Origin of the sequence: Bradyrhizobium jicamae (assembly GCF_018130695.1) — a bacterium.
Taxonomy (GTDB): domain Bacteria; phylum Pseudomonadota; class Alphaproteobacteria; order Rhizobiales; family Xanthobacteraceae; genus Bradyrhizobium; species Bradyrhizobium jicamae_B.
Window position 1 is genome coordinate 109427 of record NZ_JAFCJX010000016.1, and the last position, 25325, is coordinate 134751.

Here is a 25325-nt window from a genome sequence, read left to right on the forward strand (position 1 = left end):
AGCCGGGGCCCATGCTTCAACGAAACATGTTTGGCGAGATGGGTCCCGGCTCTGCGGAGCGGCACTACGTGCCGCACCGCGTCCGGGACTCAGTTACTTCCGCACATCACCCGCTTCGGCCTCGCTTGCTTCCAGCGACGCCGGCTCCAGGTGATAGCGCTTGATCAGCGGCATCTGGGTGATGGCGAAGATCATAGTCAGCGGCGTCACGCCGAACACCTTGAAGTTCACCCAGAAGTCCGTGCTCTGGGTGCGCCAGACGATTTCGTTCAGCACCGCCAAGCCTGCGAAGAACACCGCCCAGCGCAGGGTGAGGACTCGCCAGCCCTGAGGCGTCAGATTGAACATCTGATCGAACATGATGGCGATGAAGGAACGGCCGAACAGCAGGCCGCCGCCGAGCACGGCCGCGAACAGGCCATAGATGATGGTGGGCTTGACCTTGATGAAGGTCTCGTCGTGCAGCACCAGCGTCAGCGTGCCGAACACCAGCACGATCGCGCCGGTGACCAGCGCCATGATCGGTACGTGTTTTGTCACCACATAGGATGCGATCATCGCCGCGACGATCGCCACCATAAAGGCGCCCGTCGCGACGAACAGATGATATTTTGCGTTCGCGACGAAGAACACGAGCAGCGGCCCGAGCTCGGTCGCGAGCTTGAACAGCGGATGCGGTTGGGTCTTGTCCATTAGAGATCGTCTTTTGTTTGAGGCATGACCTTGTCCGAAAACCGGTTCCCACTTTTCGGGGTCATGCCTCGATTCCAGCAATCGCCTTGGCGAAGTCTTTGGCGGTAAACGGCGCCAGATCCTCGACGCCTTCGCCGACGCCGATGAAATGCACCGGCAGCTTGTGCTTCTCCGACAGCGCCACCAGGATGCCGCCGCGCGCGGTGCCGTCGAGCTTGGTCATCACCAGGCCCGTGACGCCTGCCGTACGATGAAACGCCTCGACCTGCGACAGCGCATTTTGTCCCACCGTGGCATCGAGCACGAGCAGCACGGCATGCGGTGCCGTGGCGTCCACTTTCTTGATGACGCGCACGACCTTTTCGAGCTCGTTCATCAACTCGGACTTGTTCTGCAACCGGCCGGCGGTGTCGATCAGCAGCACGTCGCGAGCCTGCTCCTTCGCCGACGTCAGCGCGGTGAAGGCAAGGCTCGCGGAATCCGAGCCCTGCGCGCCCGCGATCACCGGCGACTTGGTCCGCTCGCCCCAGACCTTGAGCTGCTCGATCGCTGCCGCACGAAACGTGTCGCCGGCGGCCAGCATCACCTTGCGGCCTTCGTTGGCGAATTTCTGCGACAGCTTGCCGATCGTCGTGGTCTTGCCGGAGCCGTTGACGCCGACGACCAGGATCACGAACGGCTTCTTCGACGCGTCGATCTCGAGCGGCTTCGCCACCGGCGACAGCACCTTCTCGACTTCGGTGGCGACCACCGACTTCACCTCGTCGGCCGAGATCGCCTTGTCGTAGCGGCCCTTGCCGACGGCATCGGCAATGCGCACCGAAACCTCAGTGCCGAGATCGGCGCGCAGCAGCACATCCTCGATGTCATCGAGCATGGCGCGATCGAGCTTGCGCTTGGTGACGAGATCAGCGACGGCCGTGCCGAGCGCACTCGAGGTGCGCTTCAGCCCGCCGGTCAGCCGCTGCCACCAGCTCTGTTTGGTTCCCGTGGTATCGTTCATGGCGCCGGTGTGTTAGCCGTTTCGCCGCTCAAACGAAAGTCTCGACGAATTGAACGATGTTCCCCAATTGACCGCGGACGAGATCCTGGCTCGCGTGCTCCATCGCGACGGGCTGATGCTGGTCATCGACAAGCCGGCCGGGCTGCCGGTGCACCGCGGCCCCAAGGGCGGCCCCAATCTGGAGGCCTCGTTCGATGCCCTGAGATTCGGCCTGCCGCGGCCGCCGGTGCTGGCGCATCGGCTGGACAAGGACACCTCCGGCTGCCTTGTCCTGGGACGCCATCGCAAGGCCACCGCTTCGCTCGGGCTCTTGTTCAAGCACGGCAAGATCTCCAAGACCTACTGGACCGTGGTCGAGGGCGGCCCGGCCGAGGACGAAGGCACCATCGACATGCCGCTCGGCCGGCTCAACGCCGAGCGCGGCTGGTGGCAAAAGCCCGATCCGGAGGGGCAGACGGCCGTCACCAACTGGACGGTGCTGGGACGCGGCCAGGGGCTGACCTGGCTCGCGATGGAGCCGGTCACCGGCCGAACCCATCAGCTGCGGGTGCATTCGGCGGCGACCGGATGGCCGATTGTCGGCGACAACATCTATGGCAATGGCCCACGCTTCGGCGAGCCGATCCTGCATCTGCACTCCCGCGAGATCGGCATCCCGATCTCCCGGAATAAAGACCCGGTTCGCGTGATCGCGCCGGCCCCCGCGCATATGCATGAACGACTGCGGGCCTGCGGCTGGAACGGTGCGTAGTACTACGGTCTCTCCGTTCATTATCCTTTACGGAACGTTCAACGGCGTTCGGTAGACCGGATCAGGCTTAGAACAAGCGTGTGTATCCGGCTCAGGACGAGCAGTGGCGAGCGTGGGGCGTTCCATCGTTGACGAGGTCGAGGCTGCGATCAGCGGCGGCTCGGCCGAGAAGTGCCTGGCGACCGCCAAGCGCGTCACCGACCTGTTTCTCGTCTCCGCCGGCCGCTTCAACAGCGAGCAGGTCGAGCTGTTCGACAATGTGCTCGAACGCCTGGTGAAGACTATCGAGCTTCGGGCGCTTGCCGACATCAGCGCGAGCATGGCATTGGCCGACATGAGCGAGTTGCTGGCGCCGATCGCGCAGGCGCCGCCTTCGGTGGTGCGCCGTCTCGCCAAGAACGACGAGATCAGGATCGCCAGGCCCATGCTGCAGGAATCCTCGCGGCTCAGCCCGGACGATCTGGTCGAGATCGCGAAAACCAAGGGCGAGCCGCATCTGCTCGCGGTGGCCGGCCGCTGGTGGCTGAAGGAAGTCGTCACCGACGCGCTGCTGGCGCGGCGCTTTCAGAGCGTCAGCCGCCGCATCGTCGCCAATCCCGGCGCAAAGGTCTCGCCGGACGGATTTTCCGTCATCCTCGCGCAGGCGGAATACGATCCCGAGCTCGCGGTCGCGACCGGCATCCGCGCCGACCTGCCGGCCGAGCTCCGTCATCAATTGCTGCACGATGCGACCGAGACAGTGCGCAGCCGGCTGCTCGAGCGCGCGCCGCCGCATCTGTTCGAGGAAATCCGCAACACGATCGCAGCCGTGGCGGCCGGCGTTGGCCGCGAAATGTCGAAGGTGCGTGACTTCACCGCCGCGCGGCGCTATATCGCGCGGTTGAAGCAGACCGGACAGCTGACCGAGGCCGCGCTGTTCGATTTCGCCCGGCAGCGCAAATATGAGGAGACGGTCGTGGCGCTGGCGGAGCTGGCGCGCTCCACCGTCGAGGTGATCCGGCCGCTGATGCAAAGCCTGCGCGGTGACGGCTTGCTGGTGCCGTGTCGGGCCGCCGGCCTCGGCTGGGACACGGCCGCAGCCGTGCTGGAGTGCCGCTACACCACCGGCAGCATGGGCCCGGCGGAGCTCGCGAAAGCAAAAATCCAGTACGCCAAGGTGACACGCGACAATGCCGATCGCCTGCTGCGATTCTGGCAGGTCCGCACGGTGCCGGCGCCGCACTGAGGCCCTACGCGATCTCAGACGGTTAGCCGCGCGCCGTCATGTCCGGCGATCGCCAGGCGTTTCACCATGCCGGGCACCTCGCCGCTGATCGCCACGGGCATGAAGTGCTCGGTGCGGCCCTGGCTGTCGCTCTCGATCAACACGTCGCGTGTCGCACCGATCTCCGATGCAAGCCGCCGTTGCAGCGCCGCGTCACCGGCCTCGCGCAACCGCTTGGCACGCTCCTTGACGACGCCGCCCGCGACCTGCGGCATGCGCGCGGCCGGCGTGCCCGGACGCTTCGAATAGGGAAACACATGCAGGAAGGTCAGGCCGCATTCGTCGATGAGATCGCGCGAGCGCGCAAACATCTCCTCGGTCTCGGTCGGGAAGCCCGCGATGATGTCGGCGCCGAAGGCGATGTCCGGGCGCAGCCGCCGGACCTGGGCACAAAAATCGACCGCGTGCTGGCGTGAATGCCGGCGCTTCATGCGCTTGAGGATCATGTCGTCGCCCGACTGCAGCGACAGATGCAGATGCGGCATCAAGCGCGCGTCGTCAGCGATCACGTCGAGCAGATCGCGATCGACCTCGATCGAATCGATCGAGGAGATGCGCAGCCGCTTCATATCAGGCACATGCCGCAGGATCTGCTTCGTCAGTTGCCCGAGCTTCGGCGTACCCGGGAGATCGGCGCCGTAACTCGTGAGATCGACGCCGGTCAGCACGATCTCGGCGTGACCGCGCTCCGTCAGCGCGCGGACCTGATCGACCACCGCGCCCATCGGCACCGAGCGCGAATTGCCGCGGCCATAGGGGATGATGCAAAAGGTGCAGCGATGGTCGCAGCCGTTCTGCACCTGCACGAACACCCGCGGCAGGCCACGCTCGAATCCGTCGAGCAGATGCGGCGCCATCTCCTTGACCGCCATGATGTCGGCGACCGCGACCTTCTCGGTCGCGTCGATGCCGAAAGGCGTATCGAACGCGGCCCGCGCCGCGCGCCAGGCCTCACCGCGCATCTTCTCGTCATTGCCGACGACGCGATCGACCTCGGCCATGTCGGCAAACATGTCTGCCTGTGTCTGCGCCGCGCAGCCGGTGACGACAATGCGCGCCGCCGGACGCTCGCGCTTCAGCCTGCGGATCGACTGTCGTGCCTGAGCGACCGCCTCATTGGTGACAGCGCAGCTGTTGATGACGATGGTGTCGGCCAAGCCTGCCTGCTCAGCCTCACGACGAATCACCTCGGATTCGAACGCATTGAGGCGGCAGCCAAAGGTGACGACGTCGACGCCCATAGGCTCAGGCGACGCTGGCGAACAGCGCCGGATCGAAGTTGCCTTCGTACTCGAATGTCGCCGTGCCCGTCATCAGCACGTGATCGTCGCGCTCGCGCCACTCGATCATCAACTTGCCGCCGGGCAGCGTCATCTCGACGACGCGGTTGGTCCGCTTCAGCCGCGCCGCTGCGACCGCGGTCGCGCAGGCCGCCGAGCCGCAGGCCCGGGTCAGGCCCGCGCCGCGTTCCCAGGTGCGCATGGTGATGTGATCGCGATCGACGATATGGGCGAGCGTGATGTTGGCGCGGTCCGGGAAGATCGGGTGATTCTCGAGCAATGGCCCAAATCGTTCGAGATCATAGGCGTTGACGTCGTCGTCGACCCAGAAGATCGCGTGCGGATTGCCCATGTTGACGACGGACGGCGAATGCAGCACCGGCTTGTCGATCGGCCCGACCTGCAGCTCGATGTAGCGGGTGTCGCGGAACTCCTCGGCGAGCGGAATGTCCTGCCAGCCGAACTTCGGCACGCCCATGTCGACCGTGTAGAGATCCGCCGCGGGGCCTTGCCAGCAATTCAACAACCCGGCGCGGGTCTCGAAGGTCGCGGTGGTCTGGCCGGTCTTCTCAAAAATCCGCCGCACCACGCAGCGCATGCCATTGCCGCAGGCACCGGCCTCCGAGCCGTCATTGTTGTAGATGGTGATGAAGGCCTCGGTGCCGTCCAGCCGCGGCGGTTGCAATACCATTAACTGGTCATAAGGCACGCCGCCGGAGGGCGACGCCACCGCGCGCGCCTCCGCCGCCGACACCTGCGCCCTGGAATCGCGCAAGTCGACGACGACGATTTCATTGCCGATGCCATTCATCTTGGCAAAGGCATGGTTGGCGAGCGCGCTCACGGAAATTCCCAATTTCTGCCCGCTTATATGGCGAATGGTGGGCTGTTGGCCAGCCTGCGCAAGGCTAAACCTTCGAAAGCCCATGACGCATCTGTCATGAGACGAAAGCGGAACTCGCGTGTTAGGACTACCGCACCTCGCAGCCGCACGCCGGGACCCTGGCGGCTGGGTGGGATGGGGATGGAGAATAAACAAATGAACCGTATCAGCACGTTCCGCGCGGCCCTGCTCGCGCTGGTCCCACTGGCTGCGCTCACGCTGGCCGGCCCGACCTCGGCCCAGTCGCCGTCGCCGGCTGCTTCGCCCGCCCCGGCCGCGAGCCCCTCGCCAGTCCCCGCGCCTGCCGCCTCGCCGACCCCGGTGCCGCCGCCGGCCGAGACCAAATCGCCGGCCGATAGCCCGGCCGCTGCCCAATCCCCTGCGCCAACGCCGCCGCCTCCGGCCGCCGCCCCGGTCCAGACCGCTGATCCCTTCGGCGAGCCGATCACGCTGGAGCCGAAGAAGGTCGTGATGTTCAAGGGCAACGCCAATTGGGATTCGGCGTTCGACGCCCTGATCGACGCCTTCAAGGTGCTGAGCACGACGCTCGACAAGCAGAGCATCAAGCCGAACGGCAATCCGATGATCGTCTACACCTCGACGGACGATACCGGCTTCACCTTCATTGCCGAGCTTCCGGTCGACCAGGACGTGAAAAACCTCGGCAAGAACATGAGCATGGGCAACTCGCCGGACGGCAAGGCGCTCAAATTCGTCCATCGCGGATCCTACGACAACATGGACAACACCTACGAGGCGATCACCAACCACCTCGACGACAAGAAGCTCGAAGCAAAGGACACCTTCATCGAGGAATACATCACCGATCCGCTGAAGACCGCGGAGGACAAGCTGGTGATCAACGTCTACGTGCCGCTGAAGTGAGACATATGAGATTTGGCCTTTCCTCCGCCGCGCTGTCGCTGGCGCTGCTTGCAACGCCTGCGCGCGCGCAGGTGCCGCCGCCCGCGATTTCGGTCTCTGGCGAAGCCACCGTCTCGGTCGCGCCGGACCAGGCGCAGGTCGATGGCGGCGTCACCACCGATGCCAAGACCGCGCGCGAAGCCTCCGACGCCAACAATGCCGCGATGGGCAAGGTGCTGGCCGCGCTGAAGAGCGCCGGCGTCGACGAGAAGGACTTTCAAACCGCGCGGCTGTCGCTGCAGCCGAAATATGCACCGGACCGCGCCGGCCCCTCCGCCGTCATCGGCTACCGCGCCAGCAATCGCGTCACCATCAAGGTGCGCGACGTCACCAAGGTCGCCAACGTGATCGATGCGCTGGTCGGCGGCGGCGCCAATGAGATCGGCGGCATCAATTTCACCGTATCGCAAGCCTCCAGGATGCTGGACGACGCCCGCACAAAGGCGCTCGCCGATGCGCGCCGCAAAGCCGAGATCTATGCCACGGCCGCCGGCGTGACGCTCGGCGAGCCCTTGAGCATCACGGAGGAAGGCGGCGCGACGCCTTTGTTCCGCAGCAAGATGGCCGCGCCGATGGCGGCAGCGCCGGCGCAGGTCGCGGCCGGCGAGGAGACGCTGTCGGTGACGGTGAACGTCACCTGGGCGATCAAGGGGAAGTAGCTCTCGTGTCCCGGACGCGGTGCAGCGTGTAACGCTGCTCCGCAGAGCCGGGACCACCTTGCTGCCGTCTCGATGGGCCCCGGCTCTGCGCAGCGTCACTGCGTGCCGCAGCGCGTCCGGGGCACGATGCTTCGACAAGCCTCAGCGCAGTTAAACCTCAAACACCTGCCCGGGCTTCAGCGCCGCGAATTTCTCGCGCGGCACTTTTGCCGCATCGAGCGCTTCGCCGAGCGCGATCACCGGCGCGTCGATCGCTTCATCGGTGAGCTGGAACGTGCCGTGATGATGCGCCAGCGCCTGCGCGGCGCCGCAATCGGCCAGCGCCTTGACGGCATCCTCGGGATTCATGTGCTGATCGCGCATGAACCAGCGCGGCTCATAGGCCCCAATGGGAAGGATCGCCAGCCGCAGCGGGCCGTGCGTCTCGGCAACGCGGCGGAAATGCCGGCCATCGCCATAACCGGAATCGCAGACGATGTAGAGCTTGCCGGCCGGCGTCTCCAGCACAAAGCTCGCCCACAGCGCCTTGTTGCGATCGAACAGGCCGCGCGCCGACCAGTGCCGCGTCGGCACCAGCGTCACGGCCAGATCGTTGCCGAGTTCGACGCGCTGGTGCCAGTCGAACGCCTCGGCTTTGATCGTGGCATCCGCCTCGCGCATCGTCACATCATTGCCGAGCGGCGTGATCACCCGCGGCCCAAAATTTTTCGTAAGCCGCGACAGCGTCGCGACGTCGAGATGGTCGTAATGACCGTGCGACACCAGCACGATGTCGATCCTGGGCAGCTTCTCGAAGGCGACGCCGGGATCATTGTGCCGCTTCGGCCCGGCGAAGGAGAACGGCGAGACGCGCATCGACCAGACGGGGTCGACGAGGATGTTGAGGCCGGCGGCCTGGATCAGCCAGCTGGCGTGGCCAACAAAAGAGAGGCGCACCTTCGCGCCTTCGACCCGCGGCGGCGGCGTGTCGGCATAGGGGCTCGGTACCCAATCGGGCCAAACCGCCCGCTGCCCGCGACCGGCGAGCTGCCAGCGCAGGACTTCGGCGAGCGATTTCGGCGGCGAACCATCGGGATCGAAGAAATGCAATCCGTCGAAATGGTCGGACACGGGGCCGTCATAGGTCTTCATGAAGGTCATCCAGATCGAGGGAACGCCAACCGCCGTCGCGGCTCCGGCAAGAAGTGAGAAGATGCGGCGGCGGGTGATCGGCACGAGACGGGCTTTGCGAGGTGCGAGCGAAGGTCTCGTCTATATGGGTGGCGTCGCCCGATTGGGAACCCGCGACAAAATACCATTTATTCTCAAAGCCTTGATATCCGGACAATGTTACCGCACACCAATCTATCCTTGACTTTGGGCCGCCGGCGGCGTTTAACGCGGCCACTTTCTCGGAAAGATCCGTCTTTTCGACCCGCCGACCGGCCTTGGAGGCCGGAGGCCAACGCCCGACAGCGCGATGCGCCCTCGGGCGCGAAAGTGTTTGGATCGACTTCTCCCTCGCCCCGCTCTTGCGGGGAGAGGGTTGGGGTGAGGGGCTCTCTCCGCGGGTGATGCGCGTGGATGGCCCTGTACCCCCTCACCCGGATCGCAAGGGCGATCCGACCTCTCCCCGCAGGCGGGGAGAGGTTAAAACAGGACAACGGCATTGTTCGACAATCTGTCGGAACGGCTTGGTGGCATTCTCGATCGTCTGACGGGGCGCGGTGCGCTGACCGAAAAGGACGTCGACGCCGCGATGCGCGAGGTGCGCCGCGCGCTGCTCGAGGCCGACGTCGCACTCGAGGTGGTCCGCAGCTTCACCGACCGCGTCCGTGAGCAGGCGATCGGCGCCACCGTCGTCAAGTCGGTGACCCCCGGCCAGATGGTCGTGAAGATCGTCCATGACGAGCTCGTTAACACGCTCGGCGCCGACGGCCAGACCATCGACATCAACGCTGTGCCGCCGGTTCCGATCATGATGGTCGGTCTCCAAGGCTCCGGCAAAACCACCACCACCGCAAAACTCGCGCGCCGTCTCGTGCAGCGCGACAAGCGCAAGGTGCTGATGGCCTCGCTCGACATCTACCGCCCGGCGGCGATGGAGCAGCTGGCCGTGCTCGGCCGCGATCTCGACATTCCGACGCTGCCGATCGTCGCCGGACAGAAGCCGGCGCAAATAGCCAAGCGCGCGCTCGAAGCAGGCAAGCTCGGCGGCTACGACGTCGTGCTGCTCGACACCGCCGGCCGCACCACGCTCGACGAAGAGATGATGACCGAAGCGGCCGAGATCAAATCGGCCGCCAATCCGCACGAAGTGCTGCTGGTCGCTGACTCCCTGACCGGCCAGGACGCGGTCAATCTGGCGCGCTCGTTCGATCAGCGCGTCGGCCTGACCGGCATCGTGCTGACCCGTGTCGACGGCGACGGCCGCGGCGGCGCTGCGCTGTCGATGCGCGCGGTCACCGGCAAGCCGATCAAGCTGATCGGTGTCGGCGAAAAGACCGATGCGCTGGAAGACTTCCACCCGAGCCGGATCGCCGGCCGCATCCTCGGCATGGGCGACGTCGTCTCGCTGGTCGAGAAGGCCGCCGCGAACATCGACGCCGAGAAGGCCGCGCGCACCGCCGAGCGCATGCGCAAGGGTCAGTTCGACCTCAACGACATGCGCGAGCAGCTGCAGCAGATGGCCAATATGGGCGGCATCGGCGGCTTGATGGGCATGATGCCCGGCATCGCCAAGATGAAGAACCAGATCGCGGCCGCCGGCATCGACGACAAGATCCTGAAGCGCCAGGTCGCGATCATCGATTCGATGACGCGCCAGGAGCGCAAGAACCCGGACATCCTGAAAGCGAGCCGCAAGAAGCGCATCGCGGCCGGTGCCGGCCAGAACGTCGAGCAGATCAACAAGCTGCTGAAGATGCACCGGAACATGGCCGACATGATGAAGGCCATGGGAAGCGGCAAGCGCGGCCCGCTCGCCGGCATCGCGCAGGCGATGGGCTTTGGCGGCGGCATGAAGCCGCCCTCACCGGAAGAGATGAAGGCGATGGCCGAGAAGATGCAGGGCGGCGCCGGCGGCGGCCTGCCCAATCTGCCGAAGGATCTGCCGGTCGGCCTGCGCGGCGGACTGCCCAACCTGCCGGGGCTCACCGGCCTCACCGGCAAGCCGACGCTGCCCGGTCTCGGCGGCTTCCCGGGCAAGAAGAAATGAGGAATTCGTCGCGCGGGAAGTTTCCAGCGCGCCGCGGAATACCAATCACCTGAACAAACGTACTTTGAAGGAGAACTGAATGTCTGTCGTTATCCGCCTCGCGCGCGCCGGTACCAAGAAGCGTCCGGTCTATCACGTCGTCGTCGCCGACTCGCGCTTCCCCCGCGACGGCCGCTTCATCGAGCGTCTCGGCCACTTCAATCCGCTGCTGCCGAAGGACAATGAGTCGCGCCTCAAGCTCGACATGGACAAGGTGAAGGCCTGGCTCGCCAAGGGCGCACAGCCCTCGGACCGCGTGACCCGCTTCCTCGATGCCGCCGGCGTCAAGAAGCGCACCGCGCGCAACAACCCGCAGAAGGCCGTGCCGCGCAAGGAGCGCAAGGCGCAGGCCGAAGCCGCCGCCAAGGCATAGAGCTGAACGGCGGCCGCGGTGGCTGCACCGGTTTGTGTCGCCCGTATCGGCGCTGCGCACGGCGTGCGCGGCGCCGTCAGGCTTTGGACGTTCACCGAAGACCCGCTGGCCGTGAGGGATTACGGCCCGCTGATGACCAAGGACGGCTCGCGCCAGTTCGAGGTGACGCATCTCCGCGAAGCCAAGGACCATCTGGTCGCGACGCTGAAGGGCGTCGCCACGCGCGATGACGCCGAACGGCTCAACGGCATCGAGCTCTACGTTCCGCGCGATCGCCTGCCGGATACCGAGGACGGCGAGTATTACCACACCGACCTGATCGGCCTCGCCGCCGTGACCACGGCCGAGCAACCGCTCGGCAAGGTGATCGCCATCCACAATTTCGGCGCCGGCGACATCATCGAGATCGCTCCACCCCAAGGCGCGACGATGCTGCTGCCCTTCACCAACGCCGTGGTGCCGACCGTCGATCTCGCCGCGGGCCGCGTGATCATCGAGCTGCCGCAGGAAATCGACGGCGACGATCCCACGGCGGCCTAACGCGACAACCACTCAATCCGTCGCGCGCCCCTGCGCTTCCAGCCAGTCGCAGAACACCGCGCAGTGCGGATCGTTGCGCCGCGCGTCGGGGAAGTACGCAAAATAGCTGCGTGCCGGCAGGCTGACCTTTGGAAATGGCGTCATCAAACGTCCGGCCGCGAGATCATCCGCGATCAATGCGGTCGGTCCCATCGCAACGCCAAGGCCATCGAGCGCGGCCTGGATCGTCAGATAGAAATGATCGAAGGTCAGCGACGCCGCAGGCTCCAGCGCGGAATGCCCGGCTTCGGTCAGCCAATCGCGCCACAGCCGCGGCATCGAGGTCACGTGCAGCTGCGTATGCTTCGAGAGATCGACGACGTCACTCAGCGGCGCATGCGCAAGCAAGGACGGGCTGCACACCGGCAGCCGTCGCTCCGCGAGCAGGAAGCGCGACGAGTAGCCGTGAAAACTGTCGGGCCCGCCGCGGATCACCACATCGAATGTTTCAGGCAATGCGTCGAGCGGATCGTTCGACGTCGACAACCGCACCTCGATGTCGGGATGCTCGGCGCGAAACCGGCTCATGCGCGGCAGCAGCCAGCGCAGGCTGAAGGTCGCGAGCGCATTGACGCGCAACACCGCCACCGATGCGTCGTCGCGCCGCGCGCGATGCTGCAACACCGCCGCCGAGATGCGATCGAGCGCGGGACCGAATTCGGCGAGCAGCGCCGCGCCCGCGGGCGTCAGCACCACCCGACGGACCGAGCGGCGAAACAGCGCCGGCGGTCCCAGCCATTCCTCGAGCAGGCGGATCTGCTGGCTGATCGCGCCGTGGGTCACGCTGAGCTCAGCGGCCGCCTCCTTGAAGCTGCCGAGCCGCGCGGCAGCCTCCAAGGCACGAACCGCGTTGAGCGGAGGCAGGCTGCGGCGTGGGACGAACATGGCCATAAGTCAGATTTTCTAATGCAGGATCGGATTATTACTGATTTGTGACAGCGACCGTTGAGGCGCATAGTAGCCGCAACACGCTAGCGAGGCTTCTATTTTCCACGACATCGATTCAATGCCCTGCACACCCATCTTTAGATTTTCTACGCTTGGCGGGCTCCTTCCCTTACCCGGACGGCGGGCATGAGCGAGTCCGTCACAACGGCGGCTGACGCTTCCCAGCCCGACCGGACGCGCGCCACGCGAACGCTTGCGGTGACCGGCCTCAACCACGCCCTGCACGACGGCTACACCGACCTGATCTACGTGTTGCTGCCGATCTGGCAGACCGAATTCGCGCTCAGCTACAGCCTGCTGGCGCTGCTGCGCGGGCTCTATTCCGGTGCGATGGCCGGCTTGCAAATTCCGGTCAGCCGGCTCGCGGCGCGGATCGACGGCAGGGTCCTGCTGATGGCCGGCACGATGGTCTCGGCGCTCGGCTATGTGCTCGGCGGCCTGTCCGGTGGCGTGATCGGACTGGCGCTTGCGCTCGCGCTGTCCGGCGCCGGATCGAGCACGCAGCATCCGCTCGCATCGGCCGCAGTCTCACGCGCTTATGGCAAGGGCGCACGCGGCCCGCTCGGCATCTACAACTTCTCCGGCGATCTCGGAAAGGCCGCGATCCCTGCCCTCACCTCGGTGCTGCTGGTGACCATGACATGGCGGCACACGCTGCTGGTGATGGCAGTGGCCGGACTGTGCGTCGCGGCTTGCATTGCATTCGCGATGCCAGCCGTCGGCAAGGGCACCGAGAGCAAGTCAAAAACATCTACGCATCATGCAGGCGCCGGCCGCGGCGGCTTTGCCTGGCTGCTCGCGATCGGCGTGCTCGACAGCGCGGTGCGGATGGGTTTCCTCACCTTCCTGCCGTTCCTGCTGCGCGACAAGGGCGCGTCGCTGCCGACCAACGGCCTCGCACTCGCGCTCGTCTTCATCGGCGGTGCGGCCGGCAAGTTCACCTGCGGCTGGCTCGGCGCGCGGATCGGCACGCTGCGCACGGTGCTGCTGACCGAAGGCGGAACGGCGGTCCTGATCCTTGCCGTGCTGGCATTGCCGCTCGCGCCGGCGATCGTGCTGCTGCCGCTGCTCGGCGTGATGCTCAACGGCACCTCTTCGGTGCTCTACGGCACGGTACCGGAACTGACGCCGTCCGACCGGACCGAACGCGCCTTCGCGCTGTTCTACACCGGCACGATCGGATCGGGCGCGACCGCGCCTGTGCTTTACGGCCTGCTCGGCGACGCACTCGGCCCGTCGATGGCGACAATTGCCACGGCCATCACGGCGCTCGCCACCATCCCGCTCGCCATGGCGCTGGCGCGGCATCTCGTCGACAATGCCAGCGCGCACTGACAGCCCTCACGCCAACTTGCTTTGTCGGCGCTGGCGCGATCACGGCTTCGCAATACATAAACGTCCGTGATTGCGCGTCGCGGGTGACATGTTGCTTGCCCGGGACCACGAACGGGAAAGCCTGACAATGACAAGCACGCATAAAGCCTGGCGCCTGCACGCCCACAACGATCTGCGTTTCGAAGACGTCACGACGCCGAAGCCCGCGCCTGACGGCGTCGTGGTCAGGATCGAAGCCGGCATGGTGCTGTCCTACACCAACAAGCTTCTCGCGGGCGCGTTGCCCTATAGCCTGCCGCCGATGCCGTTCGTGCCCGGCACCAATGCGATCGCGCGCGTGGTCGCGACGGGCGAGAGCGTGACGCATGTGAAGGCTGGCGATCGCGTTTTCCTCAGCCCGCATCTGCGCGGCGACATTCCGGATCGCGATCCGCCGCAAATCCTGATCGGCCTCACCGCGACGGTGACGACGCCGGATGCGCTGGCGCTGCAGGCACGCTGGCGCGACGGCGTATTCGCGGAGATCGCGCATTGGCCGGCCGCCTGCGTGACGCCGCTGACCGCGCTCGACGACAGACCGGCAACCGAGCTGATCGGACTGGCAAAGCTGATCGTGCCGTTCGGCGGCTTGCAGCGCACGGGGCTGCGCGGCGGCCACACCGTCATCATCAACGGCGCCACCGGCTATTTCGGCTCGGGCGCGGTGATGCTGGCGGTCGCGATGGGCGCGGGGCGCGTCATCGCGGTCGGCCGCAAGCAGGCAGCCCTCGATCAACTGCGCGAGGCGTTCGGCCCGCGCGTCATTCCCGCAATCGTCAGCGGTGATGCCGCAACCGATCTTCCGATCATCCGTCGCGCGGCCGGCGGCGCTGCCGATGTTGCGCTCGATCTGCTCGGTGCCGCCAAAAGTACATCGACGACATTGTCGAGCCTGCGCGCGCTCCGCCGCGGCGGCCGCATGGTGCTGATGGGCAGCGCGGAAGCACCGCTCGAGCTCTCGTTCCGTGAGATGCTGGCCAATGATTGGGAGGTGGTCGGGCAATTCATGTACGACCGCACCGCGCCCGGCCAGCTCGCGGCGCTCGCCGCCGCAGGCCTGCTCGACCTCGGCAAGATCAACGTCACGACATTCCCGCTCGCCGACTTCCGCCGCGCGGTCGATGCCGCCGCCATGATGCAGAGCCTCGACCTCACGGCCGTGTTGCCCTAACCAGAGGCCATGACCACTGACGTATCCATCTGGCGCGCGACCGTGCTGACGCTGTTCCCGGACATGTTTCCGGGACCGCTCGGCGTCAGCCTGGCCGGTCGCGCGCTTGGCTCGGGCCTGTGGGCGCTGGAGGCGCGCGACATCCGGGCGTCCGCCACCGACAAGCACCGCAGCGTCGACGACACCCCGGCCGGCGGCGGCCCGGGCATGGTGCTGCGGGCCGACGTGCTGGCGGCCGCGATCGACACCGCAGATACCACCCCCGGCCGCCCGCGGCTGCTGATGAGCCCGCGGGGTCGGCCATTGACCCAGGCCCGGGTGGCGGAACTCGCCGCCGGGCCAGGCCCCCTGATTGTCTGCGGCCGGTTCGAGGGGATCGACCAGCGGGTGATCGAGGCGCGCTCCCTGGAGGAGGTCTCGATCGGCGATTACGTGCTGTCGGGGGGCGAAATCGCCGCCATGGCCCTGATTGACGCCTGCGTGCGGCTTTTGCCCGGAGTCATGGGCAAATTGGCCTCCGGAACCGAGGAAAGCTTCTCCGAAGGACTACTGGAATACCCCCAATATACCCGCCCGCAGGAGTTCGAGGGCCGCCAGATCCCGGAAATCCTGGTTTCCGGCGACCATGCCAAGGTCGCGGCCTGGCGTTTGGCCCAATCGGAGGCCCTCACGAAGGCCCGCCGGCCAGACCTTTGGGCGGCGAAGGCGGCTCCGACAAAAAAAACGACAGACGGGTGACAAACCCGGTGCTTTGCCTTATAGCAGCGCCAAATCCGCAACACGCGCAGGATAGATGGACGTTTGCGCAGCCCGCCAAAGGCTGGGCGCGCCGCCGATGGAGATTTCAATGAACCTCATTCAGCAGCTCGAAAAAGAGCAGTTCGACAAGCTCGCCGCCACCAAGACCATTCCGGAATTCGGCCCCGGCGATACCGTGATCGTCAACGTGAAGGTGGTCGAAGGCGACCGTACCCGCGTGCAGGCCTATGAAGGCGTTTGCATCGGCCGCTCGGGCCAGGGCCTCAACGAGAGCTTCACCGTCCGCAAGATCTCCTACGGCGAGGGCGTCGAGCGCGTGTTCCCGGTGATGTCGCCGATGATCGACTCGATCAAGGTCGTGCGTCGCGGCAAGGTCCGTCGCGCCAAGCTCTATTACCTGCGCAACCTCCGCGGCAAGTCGGCCCGCATCGTCGAGAAGCAGGACCGCGCGGCTGCCGTCGGCGAGTAATTTCCCCCTCCAGGGAATGAGACGAAAAAGCGCGGGGCCTGGCCTCGCGCTTTTTTGTTGCGGCATACCTGTCTGAACTTCCCCGCGATTGTCGCGGCCACCAGCCCCGTGTTAGAAATTTAGAATGGTTCCGGATCAGACCAGCATGATTTGCCAGCGCGTCGTCATCGACGATCGCTCGCGGCTGCCTGGCCGATTCTTCGGACGCTTTGCGACCTCGGCGACATCAGAGCTTACGTCCGCAGCGTGACGCTGCACGACGCCTGTCGCCTGTTCGCGCGCAATGCGCGCTCAAACCGCTCATCACTGAATTTCTTCTGGAGCAAAAGCTCATGTCCAAACCGACCACGCTGTACGACAAGATCTGGAACGACCATCTGGTGCACGAAGCCGCCGACGGCACCTGCCTGCTCTATATCGATCGCCATCTGGTGCACGAGGTGACCTCGCCGCAGGCGTTCGAAGGCCTGCGCGCTTCGGGCCGCAAGGTCCACGCGCCCGAGAAGACGCTCGCCGTCGTCGACCACAACATCCCGACCACCGACCGCTCGAAGCCGAACCCCGATCCGGAGAGCATCGAGCAGATGCGGGTGATGGCGGAGAACGCCAAGGAATTCGGTATCGAGTACTACAACGAGTTCGACAAGCGTCAGGGCATCGTCCACGTCATCGGCCCGGAGCAGGGCTTTACGCTGCCCGGCACCACCATCGTCTGCGGTGACAGCCACACCTCGACGCATGGCGCGTTCGGCGCGCTCGCCCACGGCATCGGCACTTCAGAGGTCGAGCACGTGCTGGCGACGCAGACGCTGATCCAGAAGAAGGCCAAGAACATGCGCGCCGTCGTCGACGGCAAGCTGCCCGAAGGCGTCACCGGCAAGGACATCATCCTCGCCATCATCGGCGAGATCGGCACTGCCGGCGGCACCGGCTACGTGCTGGAATATGCCGGCGAGGCGATCCGTTCGCTCTCCATGGAAGGCCGCATGACGGTCTGCAACATGTCGATCGAGGGCGGCGCCCGCGCGGGCCTCGTCGCGCCCGACGAGAAGGCGTTCGACTTCCTGCGCGGCCGCCCGAAGTCGCCGAAGGGCGCCGACTGGGATGCCGCGATGCGCTACTGGGAGACGCTGCGCTCCGACGAAGGCGCGCATTTCGATCACGAGATCCGGCTCGACGCCGCCAAGCTGCCGCCGATCGTGACCTGGGGCACTTCGCCTGAAGACGTGATCTCGGTGACCGGCTTCGTGCCCGATCCGGACAAGATCGCGGATGAGGCCAAGCGCATCTCCAAGCATCGCGCGCTGAAATACATGGGCCTGACCGCGGGGACGAAGATCACCGACATCAAGCTCGACCGCGTCTTCATCGGCTCCTGCACCAACGGCCGTATCGAGGATCTGCGCGCTGCCGCCAAGATCGCGGAGGGCAAGACCGTCAATGCCCAGGTCAACGCGATGATCGTGCCGGGCTCGGGCATCGTGAAGGAGCAGGCGGAAGCCGAGGGTCTGGACAAGATCTTCGTTGCGGCCGGCTTCGAATGGCGCGAGCCGGGCTGCTCGATGTGCCTCGCGATGAACCCGGACAAGCTGAAGCCGGAAGAGCGCTGCGCCTCGACCTCGAATCGCAACTTCGAGGGCCGCCAGGGCTTCAAGGGCCGCACGCATCTGGTGTCGCCGGCAATGGCTGCGGCGGCCGCGATCGCCGGCCACTTCGTCGACGTCCGCGACTGGCGGTAGTTGCCTTAAGCTCGACGCGATCCGGCAACGGCTCGTTAAGGCCTGACGCTCACACTGGTTCCTTGCGAAGAGTTTCGCGAGGAGCCAGCCGTGGCCGACAAACCCGAATATGTCGATATGATCAGCGAGGCGACGCAGCAGAAGCGTCGCCGCGTGGTGCGGATGGTCGATCCGCTTCCCGAGCCGAAGGAAACCTCGCGCCTCAGCCACTGGCCGCCGGACCGCTGGACGCAATGGCGGATGGAAAACCTGACGCCGTGGAAGATCAAACCCTGGAAGCTCAAGAACTGGGATTGATCCCTGCACACAAAAACGAAACGGGCGCCCACGTGGCGCCCGTTTGTTTTTCTTTGCTAGAAATAAATCCGGAAATGCGGACGCCAGTAGTGATGGCGATGATGCCACCACGGCCGGTAGCGGCAGATCCGGCGCGGGCCGTAATAGGTCCAGATCACCCGGCAATAGCGGTGCGGATAATAGTAGCGCGGATAGTAGTAGGACGGCCCGTACCCATAATAGCGGCGATGGAAGTGATGCCGGTAGTAGGGCCGGTAGCCGTAGCGATAGCCGCCGCCGTGGAAGCGATGGATCCCGCCGTAGCGAATGCCTCCGCCGTGAAAGGCCGGCGCGGCCCGGAAGCCGCCGCCATGGAAGCCCCTGAAGCCACCGCCGCCGATGTGGACGCCACCGCCGTGGAAGCCGCCTCCACCGCCGCGGAAGCCACCACCGTGAAAACCGCCGCCACCGCCGCCTCCGCCGCCACCATGGCGCACCTCGGTCGTCAGTCCGTCAGTCGCCAGCTTCGCGGCCGGCGCTGTGCCCGGGCTCGCCAGCGACAGCGCTTCGGCGCGTTGCTGCGAAGCGATCGACAGCGCAAACAGCGCGGCCGCCGCCACGCCGAGGCGCCGCACCAAGCCACGCCCATACTCCTGCGTCCTCATCCTGAACCTCCCTGAACGAGGCAACGGACATGCGTGGCCGCATTGCAGCCTCTTCCGTTGCATTCATTGCGGTCGCTCCCACGTTGAAGCTAGAGAGGGTGACGTGAACCCGCCATGAACGCATCTCAAGTGCGATAGCTCGTCGTGCTCGAGGGTACGACGAAACGCCCGAGGGAGCAGGCGATGACTGTCTATGTGATCGTGCAGTTGAAGATGACCGACCGCGCCGCCTACGACCGCTATCAGGCGCGCTTCTTCGACGTGTTCAGGAAGTTCAACGGACGGCTGCTGTCCGCCGACGAACAACCGAAGGTGCTGGAGGGCACATGGGATCGCGACAAGCTCGTCCTGATGTCGTTCCCCGACGAGGCCGCATTCCGCGCCTGGGGCGAGTCGCCCGAATACCTGGAGATATCGCGAGATCGCAAGGCCGGCGCAGAGGCCGTTGTGCTGCTGGCCAAGGGCTTTCAGCCAATCTGAACGCACCGCGGAACGGCCGCTCCGTGAACCCTTTGCTAAGGGTTGATCCGTAGTTTTAACGGACCATCAATTAGAAAATTCAGGACCGTTTTCAACTCGTCATGGCGCCGGTCAGAAGGTCGGGCTGTGGGGTGTCGTGTCCGCGACTGATGGGCCTTTGGCCGAGCATCGGGCGGACGGAATCAGAACCGCTTCGGAACCCAACATGACGCTCTCATTCAAGAACTTGCCGATTATCGCCAAGATCGCCGTGCCCGCGACCATCGTCGCGCTGGTCGCGATCGGGATCGTAGTCCAGGCCTCGCTCGCGCTGAGCCGGCTGTCGGCAACCGCCTCCGACCTCGTCGACGGCAACGCCCGCCGCGTGCAGTACAGCCTCGAGGCCGAGAGCAATTTCAACAGCGCCGCAGTCAGCGAGAAGAACGTCATCCTCAGCGCCAACGACGCCAAGGCGATCGCCTCCAACGTCGAGAACTATAACAAGGCCACCGACGCGACGCTGGCGGCGGTCGATCGCCTCGCTGCGATCACCACCGATGCCGAGCAGCGCCAGCTGATCGACACCTTGCGCGGCGCGGTCAAGGATCGCCGCGAGGCGAGCGCGAAGGTGTTCGAGCTGGTCTCCGCCGGCAAGCTCGAGGAGGCCTTCGCCCACTCGCGTAACGTCGCGGCCAAGCATCGCGTGACCGCGATCGATGCCGTCGGCAAGCTGATCAATGCCAACGTCAAGGGCATGCAGAGCGCGCGCGACCAGAGCGTGACGACGGCCGACAACACCCGCCTGGTGCTGCTGTTCGGCGCCGCCGCGGGCCTGCTCTGCGCCTTCAACATCCTGGCCTGGATCGCCTTCAGCCAGATCGCACGTCCGCTGGCGCGCATGACCGGCGAGATGACCCGGCTCGCCGAGGGCAATCTCGACATCGCGATCGTCGGCGACGATCGTTCCGACGAGGTCGGCGGGCTCGCCAAGTCGCTGCGCGTGTTCAAGGAGAACGCGATCACCGCGCGCCGCCTGGAGGAAGAGCAACGCCAGGAGCAGTTGCTCAAGGAATCGCGCCAACGCGCCGTCGAAGGCCACATCGCGACCTTCGATAACCAGGTCACCGAGGCGCTGAACGCGCTGACCGCGGCTTCCACCGAGATGCATGCCACCGCAGGCAGCATGACGGCGACTGCCGAGGAAACCAGCCGGCAGGCCACCTTCGTCGCCAGCGCCTCAAACGAGGCTTCGGCCAACGTTCAGACCGTCGCGGTCGCGACAGAGGAGCTGCATGCGTCGATCAGCGAGATCACGCGCCAGGTGAGTCAGGCGGCCGAGACGGCAAAGGCCGCTGTCGACGAGACCGAGCGCACCAACAGCACCGTCGAGAGCCTTGCGGCTGCGGCGCAACGGATCGGCGAGGTGGTGTCGCTGATCCAGAACATCGCCTCGCAAACCAATCTGCTGGCGCTGAACGCCACCATCGAGGCGGCGCGCGCCGGCGAATCCGGCAAGGGCTTTGCCGTCGTCGCCAATGAAGTGAAGGCGCTGGCGACCCAGACTGCGAAAGCGACCGAGGAAATCTCCTCGCAGATCGCCGCGATCCAGCAGGAGACAGGCGCCGCTGTGAGCGCCATCAAGACGATCGGCACCACCATTGGCCGGATGAGCGAAATCGCTGCAGCGATCGCCGCTGCCGTCGAGCAGCAGAGTGCGGCGACCCGCGACATCTCCAAGAACATCCAGGAGGTCTCGCGCGGCACCAGCGAGGTGTCTGCCAATGTCGGCAGCGTCAACGAGGCTGCCAGCGAGACCGGCACCGCGGCGACGCAGGTGCTGACCGCGGCCGACGATCTCAGCCATCAGTCGACCAAGCTGCGCACCGACGTCAACTCGTTCCTCGAGAAGATCCGCGCGGCCTGATCGCGTCACAAGATATCTGAACGATCGGGAGCGGCCTTGAGCAGATCAAGGCCGCTCTTTTCGTTTCGCGCTCAACGACTACCAGTACGGACCGAACCCGAAGCCGAAAGTGAACGGCGCCGGCGAATAATACGGATACGGCCGGTAGGCATAGGGTCGGCCGTAATAGCCGGGATAATACGACCCGTAATAGGGCCGATAGTACGGCCGGTAATAGGGACGATAGCCGTAGTGACGGTAATGGCGGCGATGGTGATAGTGCTGCGCGCTGAAATCCGTTGCCTTGCCGGCATGCTGCCGTTGCGCGTTCGGTTGCGGCGTCGAGGGCGTCACGGATTGCGCCGAGGCCGGAGCGGAGAAGGCCAGCACGGATGCTGCGACGGCAGCACCGATCCATTTCATCATGATCAACTCCTGCAGATGACGACGCCAAAGCGCGATGAGATCAGGTTGAACCGTCATCGCGCTTTGGCTCTTTGTTTGAGCATGATCTCCGCGCAAACGCCTTCGGCGTTTGTCGCGAGGAAAACCGCTTCACACTTTTCCGGATCATGCTCTAGGATCACGCGCGCCCAATCTGCCGCTTTCATGGCTGCAAACGCCGACAGGCCCGCATCTCACGGGCCTGTGTTGTTTCTGCGCTGAAACGCCGCGCTGCCAATTACCAGCGGCGCCAGTGACGACGATGATGCCAGCGCCAGTGACGATGCCGGTGACGCCACCAGCGCACCTCCGTGGTCGCCGGCTTGACGTTGTCCTGCACCGCAGCTGCAGCACCGGGACTTGCCAGCGACATCGCCTGCGCGCGCTCGGCCGGCGCGGCCAAAACCAGCGCGGCGCCGACCGCCGCAAGTCCCAGAACGTTCCTCACCTTCATCGTCGTCTCCTTGCTTGCTCGGATGTCACGTCCTGTAACGACGCCGTCGAATCGACGCGCGTCGCCGCGACGCAGATCGTCAGCAGAATGCGGATGACGTGAACCTGATGTGAATGGCTGCGCCACGTTGATGAATGCTGCGCGCGTGATCGCGTTCCTGCGTCACGCGCGAAACCGCGCGTAGACTATCGTCGTATGTTGTAAGGTGTCTTTGCTCGCAGGAGATCGTCATGACGCCATCGCAGATGCGTGATCGATTGATGCGGACTGCCCGCACGGCCGCGTCGACATGGCCTGTCGTCATGTGGGCCGATGCGGCCCTCGCCTCGCAAGGTCCCGGCGCCGGCATGGGAACGGCGAGCCATCTCACACAAGTGACGATGGCAGTCCTGGTCTATGGAACGTCGGCGATCGTGATCGCGCCGGCTTGATCGGTGCGCTACGCCGGCGCTAGCCGGGCCGCCAGTAGCAGTTCATCCGCGGCGTGATCACGGTGCCGCTCGGACGATATTCCTGCACATAGGTCGCGGTGCAGTCGCGCACGGCGTTCGGGCCGGGATTGTAGCGCGGAATGACGTCCGGATCCCAATGGTCCTGCGGATAGGGGGTCGACCGGTAGATCGGCACGCGCTTCGGCTTGCGGCGGACCACGACGACATCGGCCTGGGCCATGCGCATGCCTGGCGCCGCCGTCTGCGCCTGCACCTGATCAGGTGCAACCAGGAGACCGACCGATGTCGCCAACAGCGCCGCCGTCACAATCCGCTTCATGTGCGCCCACCCAAGACGTCAAATCGGAGACTTCAAATCGCCGGCACGGTCCCCCATTGCGCCGTCGAGGTCAACCGCGCTGGCGCGTTCCCCAGAACTCGCGCTAAATGCGTGGCATGTGGACCACAGCCAAAGCCCCCTCGCTCGACGAGATGGAAGCCATGGCGCACGAGATGTTCGAGCGCCTGCCCAAGACGTTCCGCAGCCTCTGCGAGGGGCTAATCATCCGGGTCGACGACTTCCCGACCGAGGAGGTGCTGGACGAGATGCAGGCCGAAAGCGAGTTCGACCTGCTCGGCCTGTTCCAGGGCGTCGGCCTGCCGCAGCAGAGCCATGGCGACATCGCCCGCCTGCCCAACATGGTCTGGCTGTACCGGCGGCCGATCCTGGATTACTGGGCCGAGCATGAGGAGACCCTCGGCCATATCGTCCGGCACGTCCTGATCCATGAAATCGGCCACCATTTCGGGCTGTCGGACGCCGATATGGAGGCCATTGAGGCCCAGGCCAAGTAAGGCATCATCGCGCTTTAGGTCTTTGTTTGAGCAGAGAGCAGCATCGTCAGTCGATAGTCGGGCCAGCCCGCGAGCGACAGCGACACCTGCTGGAAGTGCAGCACTCCCATCGCCGGATGATTGAACGCGCGCTCGCCCCCTTCGCGTGCCAGAACGCCCTGTGTCTCCCAGCACCGCGCGAAGTCGGGGCTTCCAATTCTCAATTCCTCGACCAGCCGGCGAATATCCGGATCGTCGGAGTAGGCCGTCACCGCTGCGCGAAACTCTGCGACGACGCGACGCGCACGGGAGGTCCAGTCAAGGATCAGGGTTCGCGCCTCAGGCCTGAGGAAGATGTAGCGCAGCAGATTTTTTTCGCCGTCCGCATCGAGCCATCCGGCAAACAGCCGCGACGCTTTCGCATTCCAGCGACGCGCGCCCCAGGTGCGATCGAGGATGTAGGCGGGTCCATCGATCGCATCGACGCAGGCCAGCACCTCCTCAGGTGGCTCATCCCTGTTGCCCGGCCGTTCGGGATCGCGCTTGCCCGCAACTTCGAACAGATAGCCGCGCTCGGCGCGTGACAGACGCAATCCGCGTGCGAGGCGCGCAAGCGTTGGAGCGGAGACGGACACATCGCGCCCCTGCTCGATCCACGTGTACCAGGTCACGCTCAGTCCGCAGAGCTGAGCGACCTCCTCGCGCCGGAGGCCGGGCGTGCGCCGCCTCAGTCCGCCGGCGAGGCCGAATTCGGCAGGAGACTGGCGTTCCCGGAGCGCCCGCAGGAACGCGCTAAGCGAGAGAGCCGGAGCGATCGGGCTAGGTGCTTTCATGGTGGTATTTATACCAGTATAAACTGTATTCTTAAACTGGTACCCAGGACATGGTAGCTCTTTGTCCTGACGTCGTCGCTGCGCAAAGGACGGACGGACGTGGGCAGGCAATTCGCTGGGATCGAACCGGAGCATGCGGCTTTCATCGCCCGGCAGAAGATTTTCCTTGTCGCACGAACCACCCCTGGGTCCGCCGAATCCGACCTAGGATTTGCGTGTCAACCGGGCTAAACAGCCCTCCCCTGACTTCGAACCGGGAAAGCCTGAAATGGACAAGTTCACCACGCTGGAAGGCGTCGCGGCGCCGCTGAAGATCATCAATGTCGACACCGACATGATCATTCCGAAGCAGTACCTCAAGACCATCAAGCGCACCGGCCTTGGCAAGGGGCTTTTCTCCGAGCAGCGCTACAAGGATGACGGCAGCGAGAACCCGGATTTCGTGCTCAACCAGCCCGCCTATCGCCAATCGAAGGTGCTGGTCGCCGGCGACAATTTCGGCTGCGGTTCGAGCCGCGAGCATGCCCCCTGGGCGCTGCTCGACTTCGGCATCCGCTGCGTGATCTCGACCTCGTTCGGCGACATCTTCTACAACAACTGCTTCAAGAACGGCATCCTGCCGATCCGCGTGTCGCAGGAAGACCTCGACAAGCTCTTTGACGACGCCGAGCGCGGCGCCAACGCGACGCTGACCATCGACCTCCCGAACCAGGAGATCCGCGGTCCTGATGGCGGCAAGGTCAAGTTCGAGATCGACCCGTTCCGCAAGCACTGCCTGATCAACGGCCTCGACGACATCGGCCTGACGATGGAGAAGAAGAGTTCGATCGACACCTACGAGGAAAAGCTCAAGCGCGAGCGCGCCTGGGCGTGATGCTCTAGATTGGCGATTGTGTTACGAGAGCCCCGACAAGATCGGGGC

29 protein-coding genes are annotated in these 25325 nt (G+C 65.3%); 18 read left to right on the forward strand and 11 right to left on the reverse strand.

Translation table 11 applies throughout. The features are described from left to right. Positions 1–93: 93 nt before the first annotated feature. Together JQ604_RS23490 and ftsY are read right to left on the reverse strand one after the other, a co-directional pair. On the reverse strand, positions 94–693 hold the full coding sequence (locus tag JQ604_RS23490) for a septation protein A (RefSeq protein ID WP_212362491.1): 600 nt from the start codon (positions 691–693) through the stop codon (positions 94–96). 61 nt (positions 694–754) lie between these two features. Continuing rightward, positions 755–1696: a signal recognition particle-docking protein FtsY gene (ftsY, locus tag JQ604_RS23495; protein WP_212362494.1), complete on the reverse strand. Its 942-nt coding sequence runs from the start codon at positions 1694–1696 to the stop codon at positions 755–757. Between the two features lie 49 nt (positions 1697–1745). On the opposite strand from ftsY, the gene JQ604_RS23500 reads away from it, so the two are divergent. After that, positions 1746–2447, forward strand: coding sequence for an RluA family pseudouridine synthase (locus JQ604_RS23500; protein WP_212362497.1), 702 nt, complete (start codon positions 1746–1748; stop codon positions 2445–2447). Between the two features lie 103 nt (positions 2448–2550). Continuing rightward, positions 2551–3672 (forward strand): DUF2336 domain-containing protein, encoded by a 1122-nt coding sequence (locus JQ604_RS23505; protein WP_212362500.1) that lies wholly within the window; start codon positions 2551–2553, stop codon positions 3670–3672. 14 nt (positions 3673–3686) lie between these two features. Here the strand turns inward: JQ604_RS23505 and mtaB are convergent, their stop codons facing one another. Both mtaB and dapF read right to left on the reverse strand, forming a co-directional pair. After that, positions 3687–4952 carry a tRNA (N(6)-L-threonylcarbamoyladenosine(37)-C(2))-methylthiotransferase MtaB gene (mtaB, locus tag JQ604_RS23510; RefSeq protein WP_212362502.1) on the reverse strand — a complete coding sequence of 422 codons (1266 nt, stop codon included), beginning with the start codon at positions 4950–4952 and terminating at the stop codon, positions 3687–3689. A 4-nt stretch (positions 4953–4956) separates the two neighbouring features. Then, positions 4957–5835, reverse strand: a complete 879-nt coding sequence (gene dapF / locus JQ604_RS23515; RefSeq protein ID WP_212362505.1) for a diaminopimelate epimerase — start codon at positions 5833–5835, stop codon at positions 4957–4959. 195 nt (positions 5836–6030) lie between these two features. On the opposite strand from dapF, the gene JQ604_RS23520 reads away from it, so the two are divergent. Beyond that, positions 6031–6759: a GyrI-like domain-containing protein gene (locus JQ604_RS23520; protein ID WP_212362508.1), complete on the forward strand. Its 729-nt coding sequence runs from the start codon at positions 6031–6033 to the stop codon at positions 6757–6759. 5 nt (positions 6760–6764) lie between these two features. Beyond that, on the forward strand, positions 6765–7457 hold the full coding sequence (locus JQ604_RS23525) for an SIMPL domain-containing protein (RefSeq protein ID WP_212362511.1): 693 nt from the start codon (positions 6765–6767) through the stop codon (positions 7455–7457). Between the two features lie 150 nt (positions 7458–7607). Here the strand turns inward: JQ604_RS23525 and JQ604_RS23530 are convergent, their stop codons facing one another. Beyond that, complete coding sequence (locus JQ604_RS23530; RefSeq protein WP_212362514.1) at positions 7608–8672, reverse strand: MBL fold metallo-hydrolase; 1065 nt, start codon at positions 8670–8672, stop codon at positions 7608–7610. Positions 8673–9105: 433 nt separating this feature from the next. Between JQ604_RS23530 and ffh the strand changes: the two genes are divergently transcribed. From ffh to rimM, 3 genes are all read left to right on the forward strand, one after another. Further along, the gene (ffh, locus tag JQ604_RS23535) at positions 9106–10653 is read left to right on the forward strand and encodes a signal recognition particle protein (protein WP_212362517.1); all 1548 of its coding nucleotides are present in this window, start codon (positions 9106–9108) and stop codon (positions 10651–10653) included. 79 nt (positions 10654–10732) lie between these two features. Next, a complete protein-coding gene (gene rpsP, locus JQ604_RS23540) occupies positions 10733–11065 on the forward strand; it encodes a 30S ribosomal protein S16 (protein ID WP_212362520.1) in 333 nt (110 codons plus the stop codon). Between the two features lie 18 nt (positions 11066–11083). Then, the gene (rimM, locus tag JQ604_RS23545) at positions 11084–11605 is read left to right on the forward strand and encodes a ribosome maturation factor RimM (protein ID WP_212362523.1); all 522 of its coding nucleotides are present in this window, start codon (positions 11084–11086) and stop codon (positions 11603–11605) included. Positions 11606–11617: 12 nt separating this feature from the next. Here rimM and JQ604_RS23550 read toward each other — a convergent pair whose 3' ends face one another. Then, positions 11618–12529 carry a LysR substrate-binding domain-containing protein gene (locus tag JQ604_RS23550; RefSeq protein WP_212362723.1) on the reverse strand — a complete coding sequence of 304 codons (912 nt, stop codon included), beginning with the start codon at positions 12527–12529 and terminating at the stop codon, positions 11618–11620. A 189-nt stretch (positions 12530–12718) separates the two neighbouring features. On the opposite strand from JQ604_RS23550, the gene JQ604_RS23555 reads away from it, so the two are divergent. From JQ604_RS23555 to JQ604_RS23580, 6 genes are all read left to right on the forward strand, one after another. Continuing rightward, the gene (locus JQ604_RS23555) at positions 12719–13927 is read left to right on the forward strand and encodes an MFS transporter (protein WP_212362526.1); all 1209 of its coding nucleotides are present in this window, start codon (positions 12719–12721) and stop codon (positions 13925–13927) included. A gap of 127 nt (positions 13928–14054) precedes the next feature. Then, entirely contained in the window at positions 14055–15137 is a 1083-nt protein-coding gene (locus JQ604_RS23560) for a zinc-binding dehydrogenase (RefSeq protein WP_212362529.1), read from the forward strand. A gap of 9 nt (positions 15138–15146) precedes the next feature. Further along, a complete protein-coding gene (gene trmD / locus JQ604_RS23565) occupies positions 15147–15875 on the forward strand; it encodes a tRNA (guanosine(37)-N1)-methyltransferase TrmD (protein ID WP_212362531.1) in 729 nt (242 codons plus the stop codon). 109 nt (positions 15876–15984) lie between these two features. Then, the gene (gene rplS, locus JQ604_RS23570; protein ID WP_212362534.1) at positions 15985–16365 is read left to right on the forward strand and encodes a 50S ribosomal protein L19; all 381 of its coding nucleotides are present in this window, start codon (positions 15985–15987) and stop codon (positions 16363–16365) included. 332 nt (positions 16366–16697) lie between these two features. Next, on the forward strand, positions 16698–18104 hold the full coding sequence (leuC, locus tag JQ604_RS23575; protein ID WP_212362537.1) for a 3-isopropylmalate dehydratase large subunit: 1407 nt from the start codon (positions 16698–16700) through the stop codon (positions 18102–18104). A 90-nt stretch (positions 18105–18194) separates the two neighbouring features. Next, complete coding sequence (locus tag JQ604_RS23580; RefSeq protein ID WP_212362540.1) at positions 18195–18401, forward strand: hypothetical protein; 207 nt, start codon at positions 18195–18197, stop codon at positions 18399–18401. A 56-nt stretch (positions 18402–18457) separates the two neighbouring features. On the opposite strand, the gene JQ604_RS23585 is transcribed toward JQ604_RS23580, so the two are convergent. Next, a complete protein-coding gene (locus JQ604_RS23585) occupies positions 18458–19045 on the reverse strand; it encodes a hypothetical protein (RefSeq protein WP_212362542.1) in 588 nt (195 codons plus the stop codon). A gap of 183 nt (positions 19046–19228) precedes the next feature. Between JQ604_RS23585 and JQ604_RS23590 the strand changes: the two genes are divergently transcribed. Both JQ604_RS23590 and JQ604_RS23595 read left to right on the forward strand, forming a co-directional pair. Beyond that, positions 19229–19525 carry a DUF1330 domain-containing protein gene (locus JQ604_RS23590; protein WP_212362545.1) on the forward strand — a complete coding sequence of 99 codons (297 nt, stop codon included), beginning with the start codon at positions 19229–19231 and terminating at the stop codon, positions 19523–19525. A 205-nt stretch (positions 19526–19730) separates the two neighbouring features. After that, positions 19731–21428, forward strand: a complete 1698-nt coding sequence (locus JQ604_RS23595) for a methyl-accepting chemotaxis protein (RefSeq protein ID WP_212362548.1) — start codon at positions 19731–19733, stop codon at positions 21426–21428. 78 nt (positions 21429–21506) lie between these two features. Here the strand turns inward: JQ604_RS23595 and JQ604_RS23600 are convergent, their stop codons facing one another. After that, positions 21507–21833: a hypothetical protein gene (locus JQ604_RS23600; RefSeq protein ID WP_212362551.1), complete on the reverse strand. Its 327-nt coding sequence runs from the start codon at positions 21831–21833 to the stop codon at positions 21507–21509. A 256-nt stretch (positions 21834–22089) separates the two neighbouring features. Then, positions 22090–22305, reverse strand: coding sequence for a hypothetical protein (locus JQ604_RS23605; protein WP_212362554.1), 216 nt, complete (start codon positions 22303–22305; stop codon positions 22090–22092). 230 nt (positions 22306–22535) lie between these two features. On the opposite strand from JQ604_RS23605, the gene JQ604_RS23610 reads away from it, so the two are divergent. Further along, entirely contained in the window at positions 22536–22736 is a 201-nt protein-coding gene (locus JQ604_RS23610) for a hypothetical protein (protein WP_212362736.1), read from the forward strand. A gap of 19 nt (positions 22737–22755) precedes the next feature. Here JQ604_RS23610 and JQ604_RS23615 read toward each other — a convergent pair whose 3' ends face one another. Further along, complete coding sequence (locus JQ604_RS23615; RefSeq protein WP_212362557.1) at positions 22756–23076, reverse strand: hypothetical protein; 321 nt, start codon at positions 23074–23076, stop codon at positions 22756–22758. 116 nt (positions 23077–23192) lie between these two features. On the opposite strand from JQ604_RS23615, the gene JQ604_RS23620 reads away from it, so the two are divergent. Then, entirely contained in the window at positions 23193–23591 is a 399-nt protein-coding gene (locus tag JQ604_RS23620; RefSeq protein ID WP_212362560.1) for a metallopeptidase family protein, read from the forward strand. Positions 23592–23605: 14 nt separating this feature from the next. Here the strand turns inward: JQ604_RS23620 and JQ604_RS23625 are convergent, their stop codons facing one another. Continuing rightward, positions 23606–24403: a helix-turn-helix transcriptional regulator gene (locus tag JQ604_RS23625; protein WP_212362725.1), complete on the reverse strand. Its 798-nt coding sequence runs from the start codon at positions 24401–24403 to the stop codon at positions 23606–23608. Between the two features lie 268 nt (positions 24404–24671). On the opposite strand from JQ604_RS23625, the gene leuD reads away from it, so the two are divergent. Further along, entirely contained in the window at positions 24672–25277 is a 606-nt protein-coding gene (gene leuD / locus JQ604_RS23630) for a 3-isopropylmalate dehydratase small subunit (protein ID WP_212362563.1), read from the forward strand. The last annotated feature ends 48 nt before the right edge of the window (positions 25278–25325 follow it).